Annotated in this window: 10 protein-coding genes and 2 tRNA genes; 9 read left to right on the top strand and 3 right to left on the bottom strand. The window is 43.5% G+C overall.

Annotated features, from left to right (window positions below):
* Nucleotides 1–177 precede the first annotated feature (177 nt).
* From MUF05_06715 to MUF05_06700, 4 genes are all read left to right on the top strand, one after another.
* Nucleotides 178–594, top strand: coding sequence for a hypothetical protein (locus MUF05_06715; protein ID MCU0666766.1), 417 nt, complete (start codon nucleotides 178–180; stop codon nucleotides 592–594).
* Between the two features lie 5 nt (nucleotides 595–599).
* Nucleotides 600–962, top strand: coding sequence for a PilZ domain-containing protein (locus MUF05_06710; protein ID MCU0666765.1), 363 nt, complete (start codon nucleotides 600–602; stop codon nucleotides 960–962).
* A gap of 214 nt (nucleotides 963–1,176) precedes the next feature.
* Nucleotides 1,177–1,259, top strand: a tRNA-Leu gene (locus tag MUF05_06705).
* A 24-nt stretch (nucleotides 1,260–1,283) separates the two neighbouring features.
* On the top strand, nucleotides 1,284–1,586 hold the full coding sequence (locus tag MUF05_06700; protein MCU0666764.1) for a YggT family protein: 303 nt from the start codon (nucleotides 1,284–1,286) through the stop codon (nucleotides 1,584–1,586).
* A gap of 2 nt (nucleotides 1,587–1,588) precedes the next feature.
* On the opposite strand, the gene MUF05_06695 is transcribed toward MUF05_06700, so the two are convergent.
* Genes MUF05_06695 through MUF05_06685 form a run of 3 tightly spaced genes read right to left on the bottom strand, consistent with a single transcriptional unit; the run spans nucleotide 1,589 to nucleotide 5,206 of the window.
* Nucleotides 1,589–2,524 carry a response regulator gene (locus tag MUF05_06695; GenBank protein ID MCU0666763.1) on the bottom strand — a complete coding sequence of 312 codons (936 nt, stop codon included), beginning with the start codon at nucleotides 2,522–2,524 and terminating at the stop codon, nucleotides 1,589–1,591.
* Nucleotides 2,525–2,547: 23 nt separating this feature from the next.
* Nucleotides 2,548–4,038 (bottom strand): ATP-binding protein, encoded by a 1,491-nt coding sequence (locus MUF05_06690; GenBank protein ID MCU0666762.1) that lies wholly within the window; start codon nucleotides 4,036–4,038, stop codon nucleotides 2,548–2,550.
* A 1-nt stretch (nucleotide 4,039) separates the two neighbouring features.
* Nucleotides 4,040–5,206, bottom strand: a complete 1,167-nt coding sequence (locus MUF05_06685; GenBank protein MCU0666761.1) for an FIST C-terminal domain-containing protein — start codon at nucleotides 5,204–5,206, stop codon at nucleotides 4,040–4,042.
* A 167-nt stretch (nucleotides 5,207–5,373) separates the two neighbouring features.
* On the opposite strand from MUF05_06685, the gene MUF05_06680 reads away from it, so the two are divergent.
* The 5 genes from MUF05_06680 (at nucleotide 5,374) to MUF05_06660 (ending at nucleotide 10,637) form a co-directional block, all read left to right on the top strand.
* Nucleotides 5,374–5,448: transfer RNA gene (locus tag MUF05_06680), tRNA-Glu, on the top strand.
* Between the two features lie 103 nt (nucleotides 5,449–5,551).
* Nucleotides 5,552–7,033 (top strand): hypothetical protein, encoded by a 1,482-nt coding sequence (locus tag MUF05_06675; GenBank protein ID MCU0666760.1) that lies wholly within the window; start codon nucleotides 5,552–5,554, stop codon nucleotides 7,031–7,033.
* 182 nt (nucleotides 7,034–7,215) lie between these two features.
* Nucleotides 7,216–8,139 (top strand): peptidyl-prolyl cis-trans isomerase, encoded by a 924-nt coding sequence (locus MUF05_06670; GenBank protein ID MCU0666759.1) that lies wholly within the window; start codon nucleotides 7,216–7,218, stop codon nucleotides 8,137–8,139.
* 1 nt (nucleotide 8,140) lies between these two features.
* The gene (gene cpaB, locus MUF05_06665) at nucleotides 8,141–9,031 is read left to right on the top strand and encodes a Flp pilus assembly protein CpaB (GenBank protein ID MCU0666758.1); all 891 of its coding nucleotides are present in this window, start codon (nucleotides 8,141–8,143) and stop codon (nucleotides 9,029–9,031) included.
* 1 nt (nucleotide 9,032) lies between these two features.
* A complete protein-coding gene (locus MUF05_06660) occupies nucleotides 9,033–10,637 on the top strand; it encodes a TonB family protein (GenBank protein MCU0666757.1) in 1,605 nt (534 codons plus the stop codon).
* The last annotated feature ends 2 nt before the right edge of the window (nucleotides 10,638–10,639 follow it).

The raw sequence follows: 10,639 nt of genomic DNA, 5'->3' as shown, positions 1-10,639 counted from the left end.
GGGTATAAGACTCCCAGGCAGGTAGCTAGCGAATACTTACAAAGTAACGGCTTTGATCAGGGATTTAAATTTTGTCGCAATTAGAGTTGCAATTCGCCATACCAGCATAATATTAATTTTTCTATTGCAATAGTTTCTCGGCGTGCTAAAATTTATAATAAAGCTAGGGGATTTGCCATGTCTGATTTTAATTCCGGTAGCGACAATATGATCTCTAATATCAACCAGCTGGTGGACGAGATTAAGAAGAGGGAGCACTGGATTGAATCCATTCAGAAAGAATTCAATAACGCCCAGATGTATCTGGGTGAAGAAAAGATCAGGCGTCAGAAGATAGAAAGAGAATTAGAGGATAAAAACAACCTCTGCCAGCGCTTGAGTGAAGATTTAAAAAACCTGCAATACCACTACAATCAAAGCCAATGGTTTTTGGGAGAATCAAGGTCGCTTAACCAGCATCTGGAACAAGCCCTGTCTTGCGCCGAACAAAGGTGCCAGGAACTAAATATTAAAATAGAATATCTTAAGAAAGAGCTTGCCGATGCCCAGTGGTTTCTGGGCGAGGAAAGAGCAAAGAATAAAAGCTCGGAGTAGGGCTTATGTATCCACCGGATCATGAACGCCGGAATTTTTTGCGCGTGCAGGGTCGGTTTATTGTTTCTTACCGGCCGGTGGAGACTTCTGACAAGATAGATGTATCGCAAACCCATAACTTAAGCCGGGGCGGGATATGTTTTACCACCAACCGGAAGTTTTTCCCCAAAGAAAAGCTGCAAATGGAGGTCAGGCTTCCTAACCGGCCGGAACCGGTGACTGTTTTTGCCCAGGTTGTGGATTCGCAGGAAATTATTCAGGGCATGGTCTATAATACGCACGCCAAATTCCTTTTTTTAAAATCCGAAGACGAAGAGGTTATAAAAAAGCTAGTGGAGTTTATTTCCCGGCGCTCCAATCTTTCTTGACGAAAATCCTTTCCTAAAGTAGAATAAACGCGTTATTATATCTTATATCCCGTGAATGAGTTGTGGGTTGTGAGTTGTGGGTTGGGAGTGGGGATGAGTTATGAGGAATAATAGATTTTTCCTCACCCGCATTCTAACCCTAAACCCAGTACTCATCCTAATTTCTCATTCTCTTAAAGCTTATGGTTTTTTAAATTAACAAAGAATATATTATGCGAGGGTGGCGGAATGGCAGACGCGGCAGTTTGAGGGGCTGTTGACCGCAAGGTTGTGAGGGTTCAACTCCCTCCCCTCGCACTAATAAATTATAGAGGGCGAAAGATGTTTGTCTTGTCTAATTTCTTGGTCGCGATAGCTAAAATGGTTGAAATTATTTTAACCGCGCTTTATTGGCTGATTTTAATCCGCGCTTTAATAAGCTGGGTAAACCCCGATCCTTTTAACCCGATTGTGCAGTTTCTGCAAGCAGTAACTGAACCAATTTTGGCTCCGATCCGGCGCATCCTGCCTTTTGGGATGCAAATGGGGATTGATATTTCTCCGGTAATCGCCTTCTTGGCGATTATTTTCTTGAAGACGTTTCTGGTGGGAACGATCCTGGAGCTGGCCGCCCGCATGCAATAAATCTATTCTTTATATTCGCGCTTATCTTTAACGTAATTACTTTTACCTTGGCTTTTGGCAAAAGATTTTAATTCCGCCCCGATCTCTCCTATTTGCGCCACATGGTCTATTCTATGGGTTTGATTAGTGACCACTCCGATGGATATGGATAAAAGAGAAAATTTTTGCTCTACCCCGTGACGGTCTTTGGATATGATATAGCCATGCCGGCGGTCGGTCTCGTTATAAAATAGAGGCACCTTTTTATCAAAATCCTGGATTATTTTATTGCAGACAGTATCAATTTTGTCGGCGGTTGTGACAAAGACAAAATCATCTCCTCCGATGTGGCCGATAAAGTCATCTGTGTTGCCCAGCACCTGACGGGTATTAACAATGATCCTGGCTGTTTCGCGGATGACATCATCGCCATGCTCAAACCCGTATTTATCGTTATAGGCCTTGAATTTATCCAGATCAATATAACACACAGCGAAGATGGCGTGGCTTTCCATGCGCCGGGACAACTCATTTAAGATGGAAACATTTCCCGGAAGGCGAGTTAAAGGATTCGCCTCTAGGTCTCTGGCAGTGCGCCGGATAATCATGCGGATGCGCGCCAAAAGTTCTTTGGGCTCAAACGGTTTGACGATATAGTCGTCGGCTCCGGCGTCAATTCCGTTTATCTTGTCGCTTATATCGCCTTTTCCGGTGACCATGATAATCGGAGTGTGATTTAAGAGGATATCTGTTTTTATCCTGCGGCATACTTCTCTGCCGTCTATTTTGGGTATTTTATAATCCAGAAGCACCAGATCCAATGGTTTTGTCTGGATGATTTTCAGGGCCTCTTCTCCGTCGCAGGCCTCAATGACCTGATAATTTTCTTCGGAGAGGGTTATTTTTAAGATGTCGCGGATATCCGGGTCGTCGTCAACGATGAGAATTCTCGTGGGCATGCCTTTTTATCTCCTTATATTTTTTAAGCTTTAGGCAGAACGAAACTGAATGTTGCTCCGCCTCCGGGATTATCCTGCACCCAGATATGGCCTTGATGGGCCTCTATAATTTTCTTTACTAAAGATAACCCCAGGCCGGTTCCTTTAACGGTTTGATTGATCAAATTATCTACGCGGTAGAATTCATCAAAAATAGCCTCTTTGGCATCATCGGGAATGCCGCAGCCGTTATCCGATATATCAATCTGCACCGATTCATGGGACGCAAGGCGGCTTTTTACGGTAATTTTTCCTGCGATGGGAGTAAATTTTAAGGCGTTACTTATCAGGTTAATGAATACGCGGTTTAGCTGTTGGGCATCAGCCAGGACCATATCCGCGTTATCCGCCGTTTCAAAAGAATATTGGATCTGTTTTTCTTTTAATTGTATCGCCAATAGATCAAAGACTGCCGGCAGAGCTTCCTTCAAGTTTTGTGATGTGCGGTTCATGGTAATTTTACCGGATTCAATGCGGGCTATATCCAACAGGTCATTGACCATGTAGGTTAATTCGTCGCTGTGCCGGTTTATTTTATCTAAGCGTAAACGGATCTCTTCAGGCACCGCCCCCAATTTTCCTGCCAACAGTATTGAGGCGTAACCTTTTATGGAGGTAAGAGGCGTTCTTAATTCATGCGAGACTGCCGAAATGAAATCACTTTTTCTTTTGCTTATTACATTAAGCTCGTCCAGCGCTTTTTGCAGCGCCCGGGTCCTTTCTTCAACTTTTCTTTCCAGGTCTTGCTGCGCCTTCCAGGTTTTTTCAAAAAGCCGGGCATTTTCAAGCGACTGCCCAAGCTGGGTAGCAAAAATATTCACCATTTCTTCGGTGCCATCGGTAATAGTGGCATCCGGGTTGCGGGTGCCCAAAATAGCCATGCCTCTTTCTCCTTCGCGGGGTAAGATCGGAGCGATGACAAAATCCCGCACCCTAAAGACGTTCTCAAGTTTAGAGCGAAGCTGTGTTTCTTCCGGTATGCCCACCGAAGACAGTGAATGTTTGTTTTGAATAAGTTCATGGTACATCTCTTTTTCTATGTTTACCGCGTTTTTTATTTCATCTAACTCCTGCTGGCTGTATCCGATCCCGAATTTTACGCGGAATAATAGTTCTTTTTCCGACCACAAAAATCCGCAGGCTTTCTCAAAGCCCAAATCTTCAAGGTGTTCCGCGCTTATCATGCGGAAGAGCTGGTTTTCTTCAAGGTTTGTGCTTAAGGTGCGCGAAAGCCTCTGCACAACATAGAGGCCGCCTACCTTTCTGTCCAATTCTTCCTGGGCCTTGTTTAATTCCATATCGGTGCGCACGATAAGTTTGGCCTGTTCGTCCATTTCATCAAGCGACCTCTGCAGGCTTACCACAAATTCCCGGGCGTGTTTTAATTGCTCCATTTTAATGATCAACACCGCGATAAGCGAGAAGACAGTGATTATCGAGCCAATTCCTATTATATTAAGCAGGGATTCGTTCATATTATCCTGTCACCGCCAAGACAGAAATAGTTTGGTTGTGCAGAAGGCTTGTGCCTTGATAATTCAGGCCTTTTAACGGAGCAATTTCTCCGTGAGTGTAAATACCTAAAAGCTGGGCATGTCCGGGTATTCCTTTACGCAATATTTCAATTTCATGCTTAGCGTGCCTGCCCAGTAATATATATCTTGAAATTGAGTTAAACACAAGCACAAATTTTATTTTACCAAGGTCAAGGTTCTGCTGCGCTTCAGCTATTGCCTGGCGCGTGGCGTTTAAACAGGATTCTTTTGTCCCGATCATCAGCCTGACCCAGGATCCCACAGGGATATTTCCTTGAAAAGATAAAGAGCCGTTATTATTCACGCAGGTAATGTTTCTTAGAAGGTATTCCTCATCTAGGTGTATGCCTAGAGGGTATAATATTGAGATGCGCCTCAAGGATTCGTTTATTCCGGAAGAATCTTTCGCGAAATATTCCTTATAGATATTTATTGCCGGCTGGCCGTCTATCTCATAAACTACGTTATCGTCAGATGCGGTTACCTGGCGTGGTTTTCCAAGCGGTTTCCATCCGTGCGCTGCGCCAATGCCAAAATTAATCTTTCCCGCCCAGAGCATGCCGATAATCGCATCTTGGGAATTTTCCATGTTAGAGTAGAGAGAATTTTTCTGGGGCAGAAAAGTGTCTGATAGGTACCCTCCGACCATGGGGAAACTTTTTCCCAGCCTTTTTTGCAACCCGGACATGAAATCTGTCTTTTGGTCAGTGAGGATGATCCCGAAATCCCTGCGGATATTTTGAAATCCGGCGATAAGTTTGTCAGATAGCTCTTCAGCTGCCTGCGAAGGATTTTTTCCTCCCCCGGCTGCCGCGGAAGCGATAGTGAAATTCTCTCCTGTAACCAGGCTTATAAGCATGATGATCAGGCCGTGCTTGAGGATGCCGTAATCACAGATGATGGCTGTCCCGCCGCAGCCGAATATCGGGATATCCCCTATATATGATGAGATTACTTTAAGGGTTTCTTTAGAATAGCTGCCGGCACAATTAAAGACTATCGCAAGATCTGCCTTAGGGCTTTTGAGGTTGTACAAAGCCTGGCGACTGGCATCGCGCCCAGCTAAAAGCGGTTCAGTTTCCCTGCTAATTCCTACGCCTATCTGCATTTTAATAATAGTATATTAAAGTAATACTCTATGGTCAATAAGTTTATGCGCCGGGGCCCGATTAAACTTATTGACCGCTACTATTTGCTATAGTAAAATGCTTCCACAGTTATTAGTTTTTCATTTTACTTTTTACTTTTACCTTTTTACTTTTGACTTTTTAATACGGCCCCATCGTCTAGCCCGGCCTAGGACGCGTGGTTCTCAGCCACTAAACACCGGTTCAAATCCGGTTGGGGCTAGTAAATTTTCGCAAAGCGAAAATTTACAGATTCCGCATAGCTGTTTTGGCGGATGGCCTGAAATTTAAACAGAATGCCGGCAGAAAATTCAAGGACGCGCTAAATGGGTTATAAATATTTTCTTTCGCGCCGTTGGGCTATTGCCGCTATCGTGCTTGCCGCTTTTGCCGCGCTATCCTACATATCCGTAGTTATTTTCTGCGATTATCCATTCAGCATGGATGAATACAATTATCTTTATCAAGCTAAGATCTTCGCCTCTGGGCGAATGTATCTTAATGCCGATGGCAAGCTCAGGGAGCTTTTTGAGGTCTATACGATTTTTTTAGATGGAAAATTATTTTCGAAATACCCCGCGGGTTTTTCTTTGATTTTATCTTTAGGAGAGAGGCTGGGATTTTCGGGGTTTGTTAATCCGCTTATTTCCGCGGGCACGCTTTTTGTGATTTATCTTTTGGGCGCGGAATTAGCGGGAAGTTTGTTTTCTTTATTGGGGGTTGTGATTATCGCTTCCAGCAGCTACTTTTTAGGTTATGGCGCAAGTTATTTTTCTCATCCGGCGGTGTTGTTTTTTTCAAGCCTGGGATTTTTATTTTACCAAAAATGCAAATCTTTAGGGAAAAATAAGTTTTTATATTTTTGCGCATTAGCGATTGGGGCAGTTGTTTTTATAAGGCCCCTGGACGCTTTCTGTTTGTGGCTTGCGTTAAGCTTCGGATTTTTAAGGGCGAAGCTGCCAGGAAAATTTAGAACATTCTTTCTTTTTTGCATTTTATCTGCCTGGGGGGCAGCAGCCCTGGTTATTTATAACAAAATATTAACCGGAAAATATGGCATAGTGTCCTATTCGGTATGGGGTTCGGATTTCAAGATCCTTTATGGCAAAAAATCCTATATGTTGCCGCCGATGGAAAACTTCAGGCTTTTTCTTAATATCTACATGTATAACATAAAGGCGCTCTTTTATCCGCTATTAACAAAGTATTTTCTGCCCTATATCGCTTGTTGGGCGCCTTTTATAGCTTTAAGTTTTTATTGTTTTAAGCAGGCAGGCGATAAATTTAAGAGTTTACGCGCGGTTTTTCTTTTTTATTGTTTTTTAGTTATAGCCGTATACAATATCACCCCCTCGGTGTTGCCGCAGTATCCGTCCTGGCCGCAATATGGAGCGCGTTATTGGTATATTTTAATTGCTCCTTTGGCGATTTTTATAATTGACGGGATCAGGGCCTTGCGGGGCATTGCCCCGAAACGCGTTTTCCTTTTTATTTTTACCGCCTGTATTATCGCGCAGGCCTGGCAGGTTGTTCGTGATTTTGATAAGTATTCCCAAAGGTTTAAATTTGTGCAAGAAACAAGAGAAGACATAAACCGCAGCTGCCCGGAGAAATCAATCATTTTTTTACGGGCTTCTCCAAATTTTGAAAAAGAAGCTCCGTTTTTCGTAAGATGGTCGGATTTTAAAAGAAACCCCTTTCTTAACGCGAAGAGGCTTTATCTTATAAGCGGGAAAAATATCGATGCTATACGCGCCCATTACCCGGATTATTCAGTCTGCAATTACTCTTTTGGCGCGCAAAAATAAAATAAGTAAGGAATTTTTAAAAAAGTCTTGCATTTATAAAAACTTTGTGTTACAACATTAACAACTCAAGGGGAGGTTAGATGCAGGGGGTCTTCGGGAAAACAGATTTATCCAGCGCAAATAAAAATAATGCGGCTGGATTTTTTTTATTTCTAAATTTTTAGTTTAAGGAGATAATTAAAATGAAAAAAACAGTATTTTTGATATCAGCTTTGATTATTTTGGCGGGCTTAGCAGGATGCGATAAGATAAAGCTTCCCGGACAAAAGGCGCCTTCAGGTTCCGCTGTGGAGGTAAGAGGCACAGTTATCGCCAAAGTCGCCAATATCCCAGTTACCTTGGAGGCATTAGACCGTGAAATAGAGGCGTATAACACCAGTTTAGATTTTCTGGGCTTGTCTGAAGAGAAAAAGCAGGAAAATAAGATTGACAGCGCGGAGAAGAAAATAAATTACCTGAAAAACGTGGTTTTACAGAGGCTGGTTTTTTATCAGTCTGCGCTTGACCGCGGTATGGATAGGGATGAAGAGGCCATAGAAAGCCTGGAAAGGTATAAGTCTACGTTCTTGGCCGAGAAGATGCGTGAAGATATCGTGAAGAATATAAATGTCAGTTCCACCCAGATAGAAGAAGCCTATAATTCGGTTAAGGACCAGTTGAAGCAGCCGGAACAGCGTAAAATCAGGGAAATTGTCGCAGCTAATGAGGCAGATGCCAACCAAATTTATAGCGAGTTAGTGCAAGGCGCGGATTTTGCGGCGATAGCTCAAAGCCGTTCTATAGCAAATTCCAAGAAAGACGGCGGAGATTTAGGATTTTTAAGCAAAGGGATGCGGGGAGAGAAGTTCGCGGCCTTTGACGAGGTGGCATTTTCATCTTGGCTGCGCCAGAATACGCCCAGCCCCGTGTTCAAAGGGCCTGATGGTTATTATATCGTCAAAATAGAGGCTGTTAAAGAAGGAAAACAGATGTCTCTTGCCGATGTTCAGGATAAGCTTAAGGAAAGGTTGACCATGTTAGAGACGGAAAAAGAATTGGAAAACTTTTATAACAAAGCCACCTCAAGCAATATCAAGGTAGAGGTGTACGAAAACAAAATTAAATAAAATGGCCCTACAAAAACAGCAGATCTATCTTATCGTGGGAGGAGTTTTCGCAGTAGGGGCGATTTTTGCCACCCTGACATATATTAATCAGGAAAAGCAAAAGGCGCAGGAATTGGCCCGTGCTAAGTTTAATGAACTTAGAAAAGAACAGGTTTCTGTTTTGGTTGCCGCAAGAGATATCCCTAAAGGAAAAGCTATTGAGGCAGGGGATTTTACTGCTAAAATAGAATTAAGCAGGAATATCCAGTCCGGGGCGGTTACTTCTGCCGATCGTTTAGCCGGGATGGTTGCTATCGCGGATATAGACAAAGGCGATCAGATCTTAATGAGCAAGCTTTCTTATTCCCGTCAGGAAAGTTCAGACCTTTCGGCGATCACTCCCGCTGGGAAGCGCGCAATCACTATTTCCGTAGACAATATTGCCGCGGTTGCCGGAATGCTTAAATCTGGAGATAAAGTGGATGTTATCGCGATGATCCCTCAGGCCATGCAGGGCGCTGATGGCAAAGTTGTAACACAATTAATCAGCCTGCCTATTTTTCAGAATATTGAGGTATTGGCTGTGGGGCAGAAACTGCGCTCTTCCGAAAGTAACGTTATTAGCATAAGAGCGAAAAGAGAAGTTGCGCAAGATCAGGCGCCTTTGATTACCCTTGCCTTAGACGCGCAACAGGCGAATTTAATTGCTTTTGTCCAGGAGCAGGGAAAAATCAAGCTTTCCCTTCGCGCGCCCGGAGATAATAAGATAGAGCCGGTACAGCCGGCAACTTGGGACGCGGTGTTGCAGTATGTTTTTCCGCAGGCCCCGGTCCAACAAGAGGTGCATAAACCAAGCGATTACGTGGAAATATACCGCGGGACAAACAAGGAGAAAGTTCTTTTAGAAAAATAATATGAAAAAACAAATAAAATCCTTAATTTTGGTAGCGGCGTTGGTTCTGGGCTTTAGTTTTTCTTTAGGGGCATCACAGGACACACAGGCAGAATTAAGCCTTTATTTGGGCGATAATTTTGTATTGTCAGTGAATCATCCCTCGCGCGTTGTTATTGCTAATCCGGAAGTGGCTGATGTGGCTAATGTTACGATACGCGAAATGACGCTTATCCCTAAGAAAAAAGGCACTACCACGCTTATTTTCTGGGATAGCTATGGCGAGCAGTCTTATAAGGTAAATGTCTTTACCCAAGATATTCAAGGCGCCTTTAAAAGAGCCCAACAGCTAATCACGAATTTAAATCTTCCTGAAATATACGTTAAGGCCTCGCAGGAAGAAGAAAAAATACTTCTTTTAGGAAGAGTAAAGCTTCCTCAAGATAAAGAAAGAGTGCTTACCGTCTTGGCGGAATTAAAAGACAAGATCATAGATTTGATCGAAGTCAAAGAAGAAGAGGCAGTGGTAGAAATAGACGTAGAGGTTTTTGAATTAGATAAAGACGCGACAACTTCTTTGGGCTTAAGCAATCCCTTAATGAATTCAAACGGAGTTACTCTTACTGAAGTTGGCTCTGCGGGGATTTCAGCTGCCGGAGCTAAGTGGTCAAATCTTTTTAGTGTTTCCAATCTGAATCGCACGGCTTTTGCCTGGACTTTAAACGCCTTAGTCCAAGAAGGAAAAGCCAAGATTCTTTCCCGTCCGCGCCTGGCATGTCAGAGCGGCAAAGAAGCAGAATTGTTAGTGGGCGGAGAGAAACCTATTTTTACTACTACTGTAAGCGGTAGTAGCGGCGCCGAAGGCACAGATGTAGAATATAAGGAATACGGCATTAAGCTAAAGATGAAGCCTGTAGTTATGGGTGGTGAAAAGATTAAGCTGGGGGTTAACGTAGAAGTAAGTGAGCCCGGTTCAGTGGAGTATATCGGTTTAACTACCAATCGCACCGCGCAAGCCTACCCATTTTCTAAGCGCAATGCCTCTACTGAGCTTTTTATAAACAGCGGGCAGATAATGTCTATCGGAGGATTGATAAAACAGAAAGAATCTGAAGACATTACCAAGACTCCCGGGTTAGGTGATATTCCGATTATAGGAATGCTATTTCGTAAAAAATCTCATCTTACCGGGGGCGGAAGCGGCGAAAGAGGCAATGTTGAATTGTATATTACTCTTACGCCTACAATTGTATCTCGCGAACCAGACGCGCAGGCAGCAAAAGAAGCGCTGGCCGCTCCGGCAGCCCCCAAGATAGACTCAGCAGAATCTTCCCAAGAAGCATTAAGGCAATACAGCATACTTTTACAGAAGAAAATAGTAGATATTTTGTCTTATCCTTCCGCAGCAAAAGAGGCCGGGATTGAAGGAATAGTCAGAATCAGCCTTCATCTGGCCGCCAACGGTTCCCTCGTGGACAGCATTATTAAAGTTTCTTCCGGGTACGATATTCTTGACGAACAGGCGCTTATCGCCGCAAGGGGAATTTCTAATTATCCGAGCTTTCCTGTTGCAATGGATAAGCAAGAGGCGTGGGTAGATATTCCTATCGAGTTTCGTTTAAGATAAAA

This window comes from Candidatus Omnitrophota bacterium, assembly GCA_025453395.1.
Classification (GTDB): Bacteria; Omnitrophota; Gorgyraeia; order Gygaellales; family Profunditerraquicolaceae; genus JAlOQK01.
This window is presented reverse-complemented; position numbering and strand designations above follow the sequence as displayed.